The 16,088-nt window shown below is 54.8% G+C and carries 9 protein-coding genes; 8 read left to right on the top strand and 1 reads right to left on the bottom strand.

Annotated features, from left to right (window positions below; genetic code table 11):
- Positions 1–77: 77 nt before the first annotated feature.
- Complete coding sequence (locus NQZ67_RS23535) at positions 78–1,187, top strand: glycoside hydrolase family 88/105 protein (protein ID WP_257450749.1); 1,110 nt, start codon at positions 78–80, stop codon at positions 1,185–1,187.
- 28 nt (positions 1,188–1,215) lie between these two features.
- Positions 1,216–2,676, top strand: a complete 1,461-nt coding sequence (locus NQZ67_RS23530) for a glycoside hydrolase family 28 protein (protein ID WP_257450747.1) — start codon at positions 1,216–1,218, stop codon at positions 2,674–2,676.
- Between the two features lie 64 nt (positions 2,677–2,740).
- Here the strand turns inward: NQZ67_RS23530 and NQZ67_RS23525 are convergent, their stop codons facing one another.
- Positions 2,741–3,598 carry a helix-turn-helix transcriptional regulator gene (locus NQZ67_RS23525; RefSeq protein WP_257450746.1) on the bottom strand — a complete coding sequence of 286 codons (858 nt, stop codon included), beginning with the start codon at positions 3,596–3,598 and terminating at the stop codon, positions 2,741–2,743.
- Positions 3,599–3,727: 129 nt separating this feature from the next.
- Between NQZ67_RS23525 and NQZ67_RS23520 the strand changes: the two genes are divergently transcribed.
- The 6 genes from NQZ67_RS23520 to NQZ67_RS23495 all read left to right on the top strand — a co-directional run bounded on the left by NQZ67_RS23520 (position 3,728) and on the right by NQZ67_RS23495 (position 16,072).
- Positions 3,728–4,846, top strand: a complete 1,119-nt coding sequence (locus tag NQZ67_RS23520) for a glycoside hydrolase family 88 protein (protein WP_257450743.1) — start codon at positions 3,728–3,730, stop codon at positions 4,844–4,846.
- A gap of 438 nt (positions 4,847–5,284) precedes the next feature.
- Complete coding sequence (locus NQZ67_RS23515) at positions 5,285–6,904, top strand: extracellular solute-binding protein (protein ID WP_371825353.1); 1,620 nt, start codon at positions 5,285–5,287, stop codon at positions 6,902–6,904.
- Between the two features lie 33 nt (positions 6,905–6,937).
- Positions 6,938–8,686 carry a sensor histidine kinase gene (locus tag NQZ67_RS23510; protein ID WP_257450741.1) on the top strand — a complete coding sequence of 583 codons (1,749 nt, stop codon included), beginning with the start codon at positions 6,938–6,940 and terminating at the stop codon, positions 8,684–8,686.
- Positions 8,679–10,310 carry a response regulator transcription factor gene (locus tag NQZ67_RS23505; protein WP_257450738.1) on the top strand — a complete coding sequence of 544 codons (1,632 nt, stop codon included), beginning with the start codon at positions 8,679–8,681 and terminating at the stop codon, positions 10,308–10,310. Before NQZ67_RS23510 ends, NQZ67_RS23505 begins: the two co-directional genes overlap by 8 nt.
- A 142-nt stretch (positions 10,311–10,452) precedes the next feature.
- The gene (locus tag NQZ67_RS23500) at positions 10,453–12,144 is read left to right on the top strand and encodes a glycoside hydrolase family 43 protein (RefSeq protein WP_257450736.1); all 1,692 of its coding nucleotides are present in this window, start codon (positions 10,453–10,455) and stop codon (positions 12,142–12,144) included.
- 103 nt (positions 12,145–12,247) lie between these two features.
- Positions 12,248–16,072 carry an endo-1,4-beta-xylanase gene (locus NQZ67_RS23495; RefSeq protein ID WP_257450735.1) on the top strand — a complete coding sequence of 1,275 codons (3,825 nt, stop codon included), beginning with the start codon at positions 12,248–12,250 and terminating at the stop codon, positions 16,070–16,072.
- Positions 16,073–16,088: the final 16 nt, after the last annotated feature.

Below are 16,088 nucleotides of genomic sequence, written 5' to 3'. Positions count from 1 at the left end.
CTAGAAACGAGCAAAAGATGCGAAAAAATGAGTGATTAATTTTTTTATAATGAATGAAGAAAAGGAGGGGGTACAACATGTCGGGCAACGTCTTATGGTCCCGCAAGACGGCGGATACGATTATAAACCAAAGCAATGAGGATGGCTGCCATCCGGAGCTCGACAAGAGATGGGCGTATGTCCCCGGCATGATGCAATTGGCGATTGCCCGGACAGGCGAGCATTACCGCGACGAGGCTTATTTCGATTTTATGAAAAGGCATATGGACCTTTTTGTTCAGGAAGACGGTTCGATCCGCACGTACCGTCTCGAGGAGTACAACCTGGATCAAATCAATCAAGGGAAAAACTTGTTTCTGCTGATGGAGAAGACGGGGGAACGCCAATACGAGCAAGCCGCGCATAGGCTGGCCCGGCAGCTTGCCGGTCACCCGCGCACCAGCGAAGGCGGGTTTTGGCATAAGAAGGTGTACCCGTTCCAAATGTGGCTCGACGGCTTGTATATGGCTTCGCCGTTCCTGGCTCAATACGCCAAAGCCTTCGACAGACCGGAGCTGTTCGATGAAACGGCGCTTCAGCTGCTGCTCGTCGAGCGGAAAACAAGGGATCCGCGAACGGGCCTCCAGTATCATGGCTGGGACGAAGCGATCGAGCAAGTGTGGGCGGATTCGAAGAGCGGCTGCTCCGCTAACTTCTGGGGACGCGCCTTAGGCTGGTATGCGATGGCATTGGCCGACGCGCTCGAGCACTTCCCGGTCGACCATCCGAAGCGGGGAACGATTATCGGGATTTATGAACGGATGTGTCACGCGTTATGCCGCGTGCAGGACGAAGAGACGGGGCTGTGGTATCAGGTGCTGGATCAGGGACGGCGCAAAGGCAATTATTTGGAGGCGTCCGGGTCTTCCATGTTCGTCTATTCGATGGCCAAGGGAGTCCGGCTTGGCTATCTGGAGCCTCATTTCCAAGCGAAAGCGATGAAAGGCTACAAGGGAATTATCGAGAGGTTCGTAACGGAGGACGCCGATGGCGTGCATGTCCACTCCATCAATCACGGCGCCGGACTCAGTCTGGACCGGGACGGCTCCTACGGCTACTATATCAGCGAGCCGGTCGTGTCGGATGCTCATATTGGCGTCGCTCCGTTTATCCTTGCCAGTCTCGAGGTCGAGAAGCTTTCCGAATAAGTCTACTACAAAAGAAGCAGGTGTTGATATGAAGCAAGAAGTTCCCGATCAGTCTAATAGAGCCGCAGCGTTCGAGCTGCCTGAAGCAGAGCTTCCCTCCATCCCGGATCGCGCGGTGAGCATTCGAGATTTTGGCGCCGTTGGCGACGGCATGCACGATAATACCGAGGCGATTCGCCAATCGATCCTCCATATTTCCGCGCTCGGCGGCGGAAAGGTGATCATTCCGGCCGGCGTGTGGCTTACGGGTCCCATCGAATTCCGGAGCGCCATCGAGCTCTATACGGAGCCGGGAGCGCTCGTGTTGTTCAGCAAAAATTTCAATCAGTATCCGTTAATCATGTCTTATTATGAAGGACGTCAGACGGTGAGATGCAAATCGCCTCTCGACGCGGAAGGGCTGGAGGATATCGCCATTACCGGACATGGCATATTCGACGGAGGGGGCGACGCGTGGCGTCCCGTCAAAAAAATGAAAATGACCGAGCGGCAATGGGAGGAGCTCGTCCGCTCAGGCGGCGTAATCGATGAGACCGGGACCTGCTGGTATCCTTCGGAAGCGGCGCTGCGCGGTCACGAGACGATTGCCAGACTGCAGGAGCAGGGAATCGACGATCCGAAAGCGTACGAGCCGGCGCGGGATTTCCTGCGGCCTTGTCTGTTAAGCTTCCGCCATTGCAAAAGAATAGTGTTAGACGGTCCGACCTTTCAGAATTCCCCGTCTTGGTGTCTGCATCCTTGGGCTTCGGAGCATCTCACGATTCGCCATATCACGGTTCGGAATCCATGGTACGCGCAGAACGGGGACGGGCTCGATCTGGATTCCTGCCGGTACGCGACCGTTGAGAATTGCACGTTCGACGTGGGCGACGACGCGATCTGTCTGAAATCCGGCAAGGACAAAGCCGGACGCGATTTCGGCAAGCCCAGCGAATACATTTCCGTTCGCAATTGCGTCGTCTACCACGGTCACGGAGGCATTGTGGTCGGCAGCGAAATGTCCGGCGGCGTTCGGAACGTTCGCGTATCCGACTGCACGTTCCTCGGGACGGACATCGGCATCCGGTTCAAAAGCTGCCGCGGCAGAGGCGGAATCGTGGAAAATATCGTGATCGAGCGGATCCGGATGAACGAGATTGCCGGGGACGCGATCTCGTTTAATCTGTATTACGAAGGCCATGCGGGTTCGGGGGAATACGGCGGCGACCGCCAGGAGCCGGTAACGGAAGAGACCCCTGTGTTCCGGGATATATATATAGAAGACATTGTATGCAGCGGAGCCCGGAAAGCGCTGCTCGTCAACGGTCTTCCGGAGATGCCGATCCGGAATCTGGTATTGAAGAATGCGGTCATGACAAGCGAAGAAAGCATCGTCTGCCGGAACGCTTGCGAATTAACGTTAGAGCAAGTGCGCGTTCATTCGAATACAGGTTCAATCACTTCCTTCCACCAATGCGAGTCTACGCGTCTCATCGACACGGACTTGTAAGTGCAACGCCAAAAGTCCTTGATTCTCAAGGGCTTTTTTAGGTTGGGATGCATGCGCGGGAGATTCAGGCATTGTTGCGTTTGAAGCGGTAAGGACTTACTCCGACATGCTTCTTGAACAATTGGCAAAAGTAAGAGGTATTCGTTAGTCCGATGGATTGACCGACTTCTTGTATCGACAGCTCGCTTGTCTTTAAGAGAAAACAAGCCTGACGAATCCGGCGGGCGGTCAAATATTCGGTAATGCTGGTTCCTACGGTTTGGCGAAAAACGGCCGATATATGATTCGGCGTCAGATGAACCTCGCCGGCGAGTTGCTTGAGACTAAACTCTTTCATGTAATGCGACTCCACCCATTCCATAACCCGCTCGGCCACGGAAAATTTAGGGACAAGATTTGGATCGTTTTTTGATCCAGGGCTCCCGTAAGTCTTCATTTGCTGCAGGAAAGCGATTAAAAACAGGATCTGCTCTTCTAATAAATGCTCGGAAGGAGCTTGCCGGATTCGCGCCTCCGTGTCTTCAATCAAGCGGAGAATCGCTTGCTGGGGTAAGTCGGTGCGACAAGGAGGCTGCACCGCTTGATCATCCCTCAAGCGAAGGAGCAAGGCCCGCAATGAGGCGAAGGGGGCGAGATATCGGTCCAGCTCGGAGGGCTCGAACAGAAAGAGGGAACGGACGTAAGGGGCTCCCGGCTTCGGATGTATGCGGTGAAGCTGGAACGGACGGAAATAAAAAAAGGATCCGGGAGAGAGGTTGTACACCTGTTGATTGACAATAATCTGACCGTCCCCTTCATGCACATATAGAAACTCCATTCCTTGATGGGCATGATAGATCTCGGCAAATTGATCCGTACGATCCTCCATAAACGAAAGATAGACCGGATGGCGATTGAGATTCATATAATTCATGATTTTCATTTAGAGCACCGCCGGAATCGTAATATAGCAACATTTTATCATAAGAGCCACAAACAAGAATTTATTTATTTGCGATAACATGAAGGGAAGAGCTGGCGGCACAACGATTGGGATAAAGGAGGTTCATGTATGAATAAAACGTTAGATCATACGAATATCTGGGAGTTGCTTGAACGTAAGGTGGATCGAATGATGATCCAGATCGGAGACAAATCTCCGCACGTTGCTCCGCCTGACAGCGGAGCTTATGATGATATGCGCCACGATTGGTGGACTTCCGGGTTTTGGCCGGGCATTCAGTGGATTATGTATGACATGACAGGCAAGGAGCATTACAAGGAAGGCGCGTGGGGATGGGATGAGCGGCTTGAACGAATGTCGGTGGAAGAAAACAATTTTCACCATGATGTAGGCTTTCAATATTTGCCGACGGCGGTAATGAAATATAAGCTGACGGGAGATCCGGACGGCAGACGCCGCGGGTTGGCGGCAGCCAATTTCTTGGCCGGACGATTTAATTTGGCCGGCAGATTTATACGCGCATGGAATCAGAACAAGATAGGCTGGTCTATTATCGATTCGGCCATGAATTTGTCTCTTTTGTTCTGGGCCGCCGAGGAGACCGGCGACCCGCGATTTGCCCAAATCGGCATTGCGCATGCCGACAGCTTGGCGAAGCACTTCATTCGCCAAGACGGATCCGTTCGTCATATCGTTAGCTTTAACCCTATAACTGGCGATGTCTTGGAAGCGCTTGGCGGGCAAGGGGCTGGCCCGGACTCGGCTTGGAGCCGGGGATGCGCTTGGGCGCTATACGGAATGACGAACACGTACAACCGTACGGGGGATCTAACCTATCTGTATGCCGCTCAGCGGGTCGCGAACTTTTTTATCGCCAATTTGCCCGAAGATAACGTGGCGCATTGGGATTTCCGCGCCGCTGATAACTTGGGTGCGGAGCCCCGCGATACTTCAGCCGCGGCATGCGCGGCGTCAGGACTGCTAGAGTTGTCCGCGGCGCTTCCGGGTATTCATGGCCGCTCATACCATGAGGCCGCCCAGCGTATCCTGCATTCATTGACGGTTCATTATGCGACGTGGGAGCTTTCGGAGCACGAGGCTATTCTGCTGTCGGGCACGGGCAACAAGCCTGGCGGCATGAACGTCAATGTGTCCCTAATCTATGGGGACTACTTCTACGTCGAGGCCCTGGCCAAGCTGCAAGGATGGAAGAATCGGGTTTTCTAGGTTTCTCGTCAGGTTGTGGGTCGGTCCGCTCCTCAATCGGGGGGCGAACGAGCCCGTCCTGTTCGAGCTTCACGGCTGCGACTCGCGCAGCTGCAGGACAGCCCGATTCTGGATATCGGCAATGGCAGGAGCAGAATATAGCTTCCACAACGAAAGCCCATTCGCTTATAATAGACATTAACGAAGCGGGAGTCCGCATTCCACCGGAATGTCGGACCCTTCCTATTTTCGAACAAGAAGTCATGAACGGGTAACGAAAGTCAAAATATGCACCTTGCAGGGCGGAATCAAGTATTCGGATAATGAATCATATACAGCTCGTCGGCATTGCACCGAATCTTGTAGAAATGGGGTTGTATTGTGCGGAACGCGAACCATTGGAGAAAAACAAAGCTAGTGCTGCTCCCGCTCTGTCTGCTGGTATCCTGTATCCCTCTGATGTCCGGATGCAGCGATAACGGCAACGAAGAACCTCCCATTCCGGATTCGGGGCAGGAGATGGTGTTTTATGATGAGCCGGGTCTTGGCCGATACGATCCTCCGATCGACGTCACTTTCGTCAGAGAGAACGGGACGGGACTTGAAAACTTAATTCGCGAGCTGCCGGGCCAGTCCGTGGAGGACAATACATGGAGCCGGCTCTACGAAGAGGTATTGGGCATTCGAATTCAGTACGATTGGCTTGCGAAAGGCGATTTGTATCAGCAGAAGCTAGGGGTTGCCATCGCCTCCGGCGATATACCCGACATTATGAAGGTGAATGCCCAGCAGCTGAGGCTGCTGACCAACGCGGGGCTGATCCAGGAGATGACGGATACTTACGAGAAGTACGCGACGCCGCTCACCAAACGAATTCTTAGCCAGGAGGGGATGGGCCCGTTCGATTCGGCTACGATCGACGGCAAACTTATGGCCATTCCGGAAACCGGCGCATCAATCGAAGGAGCGCAATTCATTTGGATCCGAACGGACTGGCTGGAGCAGCTGGGCATGCAGCCGCCTCGCACGATGGATGATTTGCATGCCATATCGAAAGCGTTTACAGAACAGGATCCCGACCAGAACGGCAAAAACGATACGTATGGTCTTGCCGTCACCCAATATTTGTGGGATCCCGTCATGGGTGTTATGGACTTTATGGCCGGGTACGGCGCCTATCCGAAAATATGGCTGAAGGACGACAAAGGCAAGCTCGTCTACGGAGGCGTTCAACCGGAAGTGAAGACGGCGCTCTTGGCGCTCCAGGACATGTACAAAAACGGACAGCTCGACCCCGAGTTCGGATTGAAGAACGGCGACAAGGTGAAGGAGATGCTCGCATCGGGCAAGCTGGGCATGTTCTACGGGGAGCAGTGGGGCGCGTTCGTCGCGCAAGCCAGCCGGGGCTTGTACCCGAATTCCGAATGGAAGGCATTCCCCATCGTGTCGGAAGGCGTCGAGAAGCCGAAGGTGCCGCTCCGGTTCAGCACCTATCAATTCTTTGCGGTACGGAAGGACTTCCCTCATCCGGAAGCCGTTGTGAAGATGTTCAATCTTCATCTGGAGAAAAACTGGGGCGAGACGGCCGAATACGAAACGTATTACAGCAATCCGTTCCCGGTATGGCAATTGTCGCCGATAACGCCTTACCCCGGAAGGAAAAACTTAGATGCCTTCTTGGAGCTGAAGGAAGCACGCCGCACAGGCGACTTCTCCATGCTGAGGGATGAAGCGAAAGCGATCCAGAAAAACATTGAGGCGTATTTGTCCGGAAGCTCGAATAAAGATACCGGCTGGGGATGGGAGAAGGCGTACGGCCCGGACGGCGCTTTTGCGATTTTGGACCAATACGAGAGGAACGGTCAGCTGCTGTTCGAAGGCTTCGTTGGCGCGCCTACGGATACGATGATCGATAAGCAGGCCGTATTGGACGAGCTTCAGCTAGAGACGTATATCAATATCATACTTGGACGCCCTGTCGAGGATTTTGACCGGTTCATCAAAGAATGGTCCGATCTGGGCGGAGACGAAATGACAGCGGAGGTCAACCAATGGTTTGCCGAGAAGAACAATCCTTAACCTTGACATCCATGCGGCAACGGAGGCGTTTGATTGATTAAATTTCCCGCATTCTCCATGCGCCAATCGATTTTTGCACGTCTAGTGCTTACCTATATTATCGTCGTTATTCCGATTATTCTGCTAGGGGTTTACTTGTATCAATGGAGCTATCAGAACGCAAGCAACGACATTACAAGAGCTACCGTCAAGCAGCTGGAGTATTACTTGGACGGGTTGAATCGCGAAGTGGAGTGGATGGAGCTGCAGCTGTTCAATACCGTGGAAGACGGAGAGCTGAGTAAGCTTTCGGCCACCTGGTCCCTGATGGACAGCGCGGAACAGAGGAAGAGCTTGAACGAACTGCTTCATCGGCTGACTTCCTTCCAGAACAGCAGCCCTTATATCAAGGATATTTTCGTACACATTCGGACCATCAACAAGACGGTATCGGCGGTAAACGGCGTTCAACCGTTTGACGAAGTCCGTTTTCATACCTTCTATTCAAGAGCTGGCACGAATGAGAGCCGTCTTCTGTTATGGAACAACGCTCTTCACTTAAGCGCGTCCAAGCAGAGCGGCAATATGGAGGAGCTGCCGATTCTTAACGTTCAAATCGAATTGGATTCGGATAAGCTGGGCAAATCGTTGAACCAGATTAACTTATACCCGGATAGCGGGTCCCTGCTTATTCTGGAGGAGAATGGATTTACCATCCGCAGCCATCCGGAGGCCGATGGTTCCATTCTGCAATTCGTGCAAGCCGCAAGCGCGACGGACGACAATGAATTTCAGATGGAGATGAGCGGCCGGAGCTATCATTTGAACAAGGTGCATTCCGACTCGCTTGGGCTTTCCATCGCGGCCTTCCTGCCGGAGGAGACCGTGAAGCGGCCCTTGAAAACATTCTATAACTGGGGATTATTGTTCGCGCTGACCTCGCTTCTTGCGGTCATTGCATTCTCCTACTCGTCGTACCGCTTCATCCATCGACCGCTGCTTTATCTCGTGCAAGGCTTCAAGCGAATGGAGAACGGATCGCTCGACGCTCCGATCGAGCACGAGCGAAGGGACGAATTCGGATACCTGTACGCAAGGTACAATCAAATGCTGGTCAGACTGCAGAGCATGATCGATCAGGACTACAAGCAGAAGATGATGATGCAGCGCGCCGAGCTCAAGCAGCTGCAGTCCCAGATCAATCCTCATTTTCTATATAACAGCTTCTTTATTCTGAACTCTCTCGCGAAGACGGGAGACGTGGATCGGATCGAGCTATTCACCAACATGCTGGGCGAATACTTCCGGTTCATTACCCGCAACGGGGAAGATCACGTCCCGTTGTCGGAAGAGGTCAAGCATTCCCGCATGTATACCGAAATCCAGAAGCTGCGATTCTCGAGGCGAATCCGAGTGCAGTTCGACGAGCTGCCGAGAGAGATGGAGGGAATTCGAGTCCCGCGTCTCATCATCCAGCCGATTATAGAGAACGCATACGAGCATAGCTTGGAGAAGAAGGCGGAAGAAGGGCTGCTCCGCGTCACGTTCGAACGCAGAGAAAACGAGGCATGCATCATTATTGAAGATAACGGAGAATACATGGACGATTCCGATATCGTAGCTTTGCAGGAACGACTGGCAGGCACGGCTCCTTCCCACGAGAGCACGGGCATCATTAATATTCACCGGAGGCTCGTCCTGACCTTCGGGGATGAGAGCGGCTTGTTCCTGTCCAGGAGCGAGCTGAACGGACTGAAGGTCGTTATACGGATCAGGCTGGAGGAGGAGAATGACCATGTATAGACTATTGATCGTCGACGACGAGGAAATCATAACGGACGGTCTATACGAGGTGCTTCAGCGCCTCTTATCGGAGTCTCTGGACGTATGCAAAGCCTATTCCGCGAAGGAAGCGCTTCATTGGCTCTCACGCACGCGCGTGGATATCGTGCTTACGGATATCCGAATGCCGGGAATGAACGGCTTGGAATTGTCGAAGCAAATTCAAATTTACTGGCCCCGCTGCAAGATCGTGTTTCTGACAGGCTTCAGCGAGTTCGACTACGCCTATCAAGCGATTCAGCTTCCGAACGCGCGTTATTTGCTTAAGACGGAAGGGTACGATAAAGTGACGCAGACGGTGCTGGAAGTCATCCGGGAAATCGATCAAGAGCTCCGGTTGGAGCGGCTCGTAGAGAAGTCGTTAGAGCAGACGGATGCGCTGGAGCTTGTGGCGCAAGGCGATTACTTCCGGCATTTGCTCCAAGGAAGCAGCTCCATGCATGAAAGGCGGGAAGAGCTGGCCCGGGATTTCGAGGATCTCCATATTCCGCTTTCTCCGGATGCTCCCGTCCTGCTGGCTCTTGGCCGGGTCTCCAATAACGGAGAGGCGGGGTTTGCGGGAAGGAGCAAATGGCTCTCCGAAGTGCGGAGGCTTTGGAATTCGTTTATGTCGGAGCAAACGCGCAGCATCGGGATTATTGACAAGCATGGAGATATGCTCTGGCTTATTCAGCCGTCGCCGCATGCCGGGGAGACGTTCAGCCAGCATTTTATACGCTATATGGAAGGGACGTTGGAGCTTGTTCAAGAAGCCTGCCTGGCCTCCTTGCAATCGGCGATCAGCTTCACGGTCAATGGCGCCTTGTGCGAATGGAAGGAAGTGACGAATCGGTACGAAAGGCTTCGCCGGCTGCAGCAGCTGAGAATCGGGGATGATCTGTCCATGCTGCTGATCGATCGAGCGGAACAAGCGGAGGGGGATGCGTGGAAAGAAGGCGCATCTATCGATCATAAATCCTCTATATTGGAAGCGCATTTGGACGGCGGGAAGGCGAAGGAATTTCTCGAAGAGCTGGATATTCTCGCGAACAAGCTGCTTCAAAGCTGCGGCTGCGGCAATGTAGAGAAGACGATCGAGGGTTACTATGCCGTCTCGCTCCTGCTGCTCTCCTACATGAATCGGATGGGCATGAGAGACAAGCTCGCCGAGTTCGGGAAGCTCATGAGGCTGGATGATCATGATTCCATGAAGGAAGCGTTCATGTATCTGCGCGGAGCGGCCGAATCTATTTTCGACTACAAAAATAAAGACGATAGAGACCGGGCCGCCAAAATAACCGCGCGCATCTGCCAGTTTATCGAAGAACACCTGGACGAGGATCTGTCCTTGGTCAGGCTGGCGGAAATTCATTACTTCAACCCGTGTTATCTGTCCCGGTTCTTCAAGCAGGAATCCGGCATGAACGTGTCCGAATATATCGACAAATGCAGGCTGCGCAAGGCGAAGGATTTGCTCCTTAATCATGAATTGAAGGTGCGGGACGTCGCCGCGTCCGTCGGCTACGAGGCCGCTCATTCCTTCACTCGTTTCTTCAAGAAGATGACGGGACTGACGCCTCAGGAATATCGGGATGGTTTGGTTTAAACCCTAGAGAATCCGTTGACGACGTTCAACGGATTTTTTTCGTTGGCGAAGCTAGAAATCGACGGGTGCCGGACATACGATTCGGCGGGTTGTTGCCTTTATATGTAAGCGTTACACTTTTTAAAGATTGGGAAGGAGGGAAATGAGAGGTCGGGCTGCAAGAGAGGGGATGAACGCTATGGCCTTGCGGAAGAAATCGATCATCTTAATCGCTTCGCTATTCATCGCCGTCAGCATGATTCAAGCAAACGGCCAAACTGCTGGCACCATCACACTAAAATCGAACAGGGAGTTGAAGGCAGTCATGAAGGAAGAAATGAAATGGAGCGCGCTGGAGTCCGATAACTCCGGCAATGACAATATGACGGCGGACGATAGCGCCGCATCGGCGGAGGTAACCTTTACGCCGCCTGCGGAGGCTGTCGGGAAGCTCCCGGGCTACGGCAATCCCGTCGTCGCCCACAAGTTCGGAGCAGACCCATATGCGCTTGTGTATGGAGACCGCGTCTACTTGTACAATACGAACGACGTGCTGGAATACGACGGTCAAGGCGAGGTCAAGGACAACACCTACGGGAACATTAACAAGCTGTCGGTCATTTCCTCTGACGATCTAATCAACTGGACGGATCATGGCGTCATTCAGGTTGCCGGCCCGCAAGGCGCGGCCAAGTGGGCGACGCAGTCGTGGGCGCCGGCAGCTGCTCATAAGAAGATCAACGGCAAGGATCAATTCTTCCTGTACTTCGCCAACAACGCGAGCGGGATCGGCGTGCTGACCAGCGACAGTCCGACCGGGCCTTGGTCGGATCCGATCGGCAAGCCGCTTATCTCGCGGGACATGCCCGCCGCGGCTGGCGTGGCTTGGCTGTTCGATCCCGCCGTTCTGGTCGATGAGGACGGAACGGGATATCTCTATTACGGCGGCGGCGTACCGGAAGGCAAGCACGAGATGCCGAATACGGCGCGCGTGATCCAGCTCGGGGACGATATGGTGAGCATCGTCGGCGAAGCCTCAACGATACCGGCTCCGTTCATGTTCGAGGATGCCGGCATCAATAAGGTTGGCGGCGTCTACTACTATACGTACTGCTCTAATTTCTATGACGGAGCACGGCCGGAAGGAAGCCCTCCCGCGGGCGAGATTGCTTATATGACCAGCGATCATCCGATGGGTCCTTGGACGTATCAGGGCTCCATTCTGAAAAACCCGGGCCATTTCTTCGGAGTCGGGGGCAATAACCATCATGTCATCTTCCCGTTCCATGAAGAATGGTACATCGCTTATCATGCTCAGACGTTATCCAAGGCGATGGGCGTTCCCAAGGGCTATCGGTCGACGCATCTCAACAAGGTGCAATTCGCCGAGGACGGTTCCATTACCGAAATCATCGCCGATATGCAAGGCGTTGAGCCGGTCAAGGCGCTGGATCCGTTCGTTCTTATTGATGCAGCTACAATGGCGTGGAGCGCCGGCGTGCTAACGCAGCCGATGGATTCGGAGCCTGCGGAAGGAAAGGCGGCTAAGCTGATCGTGAGCGACATTCATGACGGAGACTGGACGGCCGTGGCGCAGGCTGACTTCGGCACTGGCGCATCCTCCTTGTCGGCATGGGTTGCCAGCGACGAGGCGGGCAGCGCGATCGAGGTTCGGCTAGACGGTCCGAACGGCAAGCTTATCGGGTTGCTGGAGGTGCCGAATACGAACGGGCAGTGGCAGGAGATAAAATCGGGTGCTGCCGGCGCCGATGGCAAACATGATCTTTATTTCATCTTCAGGGGCGAGCGGGAGAAGGAGTTATTCCGCCTCAGCGCTTGGCAGTTCAGCCGCTAGATGGAACCCATACACCTAGAACGCGCAAACGTTGGTTATGCCAGACGAACGTCCGAAGCAGGACGCGGTAGCTAGGCAAAAACGATCATGCGAGGTGTTAACAATGAATATGAACAGATGGAAAGGCATACTGTCGTGTGTGATGGCAATCATGCTGGTTATGACGTCCGCTGCGATCGCTCCTCATGAAGCGAAGGCTGAGGGCGAGTCGTTAGCTTCGGATTTCGAGGACAATACGTTGCAGGGCTGGTCCGGACGGGCAAGCACCGTGAAGCTCTCGGTCGCGGAGGGAATAGCGAATTCGGGAACGCGCAGCTTATTGGTTGCAGGAAGAACCTCGGGCTGGCACGGTCCCCAGCTCAGCTTGTCTTCCTACATGCAGACCGGCCAGAACTATGCCCTCTCCGCTTGGGTGCGGCTGCCTGCGGAGACGACAGACGCTCCCGTATCGATGCTCATACAGAGGACGACGGATGGCACCAATCATTACGAGCCGGTCGCGACCAAGACGGTGAACGCGAACGGCTGGGTGAAGCTAGAGGGCGAGTATAAGCTGACTCAAGCCTCGGAGAATGTCATGGTGTATCTGGAGTCGTTCGACAATCCTGAGCTATCGTTCTACGTGGACGATTTCCTGATCGAGCCGGCGGCGGAGCCGGAGCCGATCGTGATCGAGGAAGATATCCCGAATCTGAAGGATGTCTATAAGGACCAATTCCTATTAGGCTCGTCGTTGCTCGTGAATGAAATCGCCGACCCGGACGGTCCGGACGCCGACCTGCTGAAGAAGCATTTCAACAGCCTGACGCCGGGCAATGAATTGAAATGGGATGCGACGGAGCCGGTCGAAGGCCAGTTCAATTTCACGAGGGCTGACCGAATCGTCGATTTCGCCGTGGAGAACGGCATCCCCGTCCGCGGACACACGCTGATCTGGCATTCGCAGACGCCGAACTGGGTGTTCTACGACGAGAACGGGGAGCTTGTCTCCAAGGAAGTGCTTTTTGAACGCATGAAGAACCACATTGACGAGGTCATGGGCCGGTACAAAGGCAAAATCTACGCATGGGACGTCGTCAACGAGGTCATCGAGGTTGGAGACAAGCAGCCGAACGGGCTGCGCAACAGCCCCTGGTATCAAATCGCTGGCGAGGAGTATATCGAGAAGGCGTTCGAGTATGCGCATGCCGCCGATCCGGCCGCGGTATTGTATATCAACGACTATAACACGCATATCGCGGATAAGAGGCAGGCCTTGTACGATCTGATCAAGCGTCTGCAGGCAAAGGGCATTCCGGTGGAGGGCGTGGGACACCAAACCCATATCGGCATCGAATATCCAGCCGTGCAGGAGCTTGACGACATGATCGGAGCGTTCCGCGATCTTGGCATCGAGCAGCAGGTGACCGAGATGGACATGAGCGTGTATACGAACGACTCCCAATCGTACGAGACCTTCTCCGAGGAGCTGCAGCTCCAGCAGGCTTATCGCTATCAGGCGATCTTCGACGTATTCAAGAAGCATGCCGATCAGCTGACCGCCGTTATCTTCTGGGGCAAGGACGACGCCAACACCTGGCTGCGGACCTTCCCGGTCGCGCGCAATAACTGGCCGCTTCTATTCGATGAGAGGCTGCAGGCGAAGCTAGCGTATTGGGCGATCGTCGATCCGACCAAGCTGCCTGTACAAATGAAAGACGCCATGGGTCGTCAGGGCAGCGTGGTCATCGACGGCGTGCAGGAGCAAGCGTGGAATCGCACGCCGTCCGTGCAAGTGTCGAAGGCTGGAATCGAGAAGTTCTCATTCCGTACGTTATGGGAAGAGAATCGGTTGAACGTCCTGGTTCATGTCAGCGATTCGACGATCCAGGCCGGAGACAAGGTAGAGATCTTCGTGGACGGCAACAACGGCAAGACGGAGGTTTACGAGGCGGACGACTTCAAGTATTCGTTCTCCCGCAGCGGAACGAGTGCTCCTGCCGGTACCGTATTGAAGACCGCCGAGAAGGTAACCGGTTATCTGATGGAGGCTTCCATCCCGCTTGAAGGAGCAGCCATTGGAAGAGAAATCGGCTTCGACGTGCGGATCGTGGACGGAGCGGACGATTCGCCTGCTCTTCAATCCTGGAACGATACGACGAACGAGCAGGATTCGGACACGTCCAAATTCGGCGTGCTGACGCTGGCGGAAGGCGCTCTTGCGACCGAGGCTATGCGCGGAACGCCTGTCATCGACGGCGAGAAGGATGCGGCATGGCAGCCGGCGGGCGAAATCGCAACCGATCGATTCGTAATTGGGGAGAGCGGCGCGTCCGCGAAGGTTCGCACGTTATGGGATGACGAGCGCTTGTACGTATGGGCCGAGGTGACGGATCCGCTGTTATTCAAGGAAAGCGCAAACGCGCATGAGCAGGATTCCATCGAGATCTTCGTCGACCAGAACAACGCTGCTACTACGATTTATCAGGCGGATGACGGGCAGTATCGCATCAATTTCGATAATGAACCATCAACGAACCCTGGCTCGAAGAGCTCGAAGCTCACATCCGCGACCAAGCTGACGGCGACGGGCTACATCGTGGAGGCTTCGATTCTGCTCGATGCCGTTCAGCCGGCTGCCGGAGGCGCTATCGGGTTCGACGTGCAGGTGAACGACGATCGGGACGGGGACGGCACAAGGGACAGCGTCTCGATCTGGAACGACCGGTCGGGGCTGTCGTGGCAGAATACGTCGGGTTACGGCGTGTTAACCTTCGCCGAAGAAGAGGATGAACCGGGAACGGGCAATCCGTATGTACCGCCAGTCGTGCCGACCGTGCCTAGCGCGGTGCTCACGGATGCCGAATTTGCCGATGCGCTGGAAGAAGCCGTCGGAGGCAAGCTGACGATCGAAGCGGAAGCTTCGAATGCAGGAAGCGTCACGCTCGAGCTGACAGGGAAACAGCTTCAGCAAGCCGAAGAAGCGGGCATCAAGGTCATCGTGATCCGGACGGAGCTGGCCGTTCTGCAGCTTCCGATCTCGTTGATGCAGACATCCGCAAGCGGCAATACGGCGAAGCTCTCGGTTCGTAAGGTTGACTCCGCGAAGCTTCCGCAATCCGTGCGCGATGAGATCGGCGACAACGCCGTTCTTGATTTCACGCTGACGGTCGACGGGAAGAACGTCACCTCCTTCGGCAATGGTCAAAGCGTCCGGGTATCAATGCCGTACGATTTGAAGCCGGGCGAGAAGCCAGGTCAAGTGGTTGTCTATTATATTGCAGAGGATGGCAAGCTGGAGACGATTAAGAACGCTCATTACAACCCAAGCACGGGTCGAGTGGCGTTCAAGACGACGCACTTCAGTCAATTCGCGGCGGCGGAGAATGACATAACTTTCTCCGACTTGAACAAAGCAGCATGGGCGCGGGATGCGATTGAAGCGCTGGCGGCTCGCGGCATTGTCCAAGGCGTATCCGAAGCGTCCTTCGCGCCGAATGCGGAAGTGACGAGAGAGCAGTTCATTCATCTGCTGGTGCAGACGCTCGAGCTGGAAGCGGAAGGGGAAGGCGGAAGCTTCACGGACGTGGCGAGCGGCTCCTATTATGAAGCCTCCGTTGCCGCTGCCGCGGAGCTAGGCATCGTCAAAGGCATGCCGGATGGGCGCTTCGGCGTCGGCGAAGCGATCAGCCGCGAGGACATGGCCATCATGGTCTATAACGCGATTGGCGAGACGGGAGTATCCTTGCCGGGCAACGTCGACGATAGAACGTTCGGCGACGAAGCGGCAATCGCGGAATACGCCCGCAAAGCCGTAGCAGGACTTGCAAGCGCCGGAATCGTGAACGGCAAGCCGGGCAACGTGTTCGATCCCGCTGGCGTGACTACGCGCGCGGAAGCGGCCGTGCTGCTGTATCGGCTGCTGGAGCTGGGACTTACACAGGATTAATCGAGGAATCGCTGCG

Origin of the sequence: Paenibacillus soyae (assembly GCF_024623455.1) — a bacterium.
Taxonomy (GTDB): Bacteria; Bacillota; Bacilli; order Paenibacillales; family Paenibacillaceae; genus Pristimantibacillus; species Pristimantibacillus soyae.
This window is presented reverse-complemented; position numbering and strand designations above follow the sequence as displayed.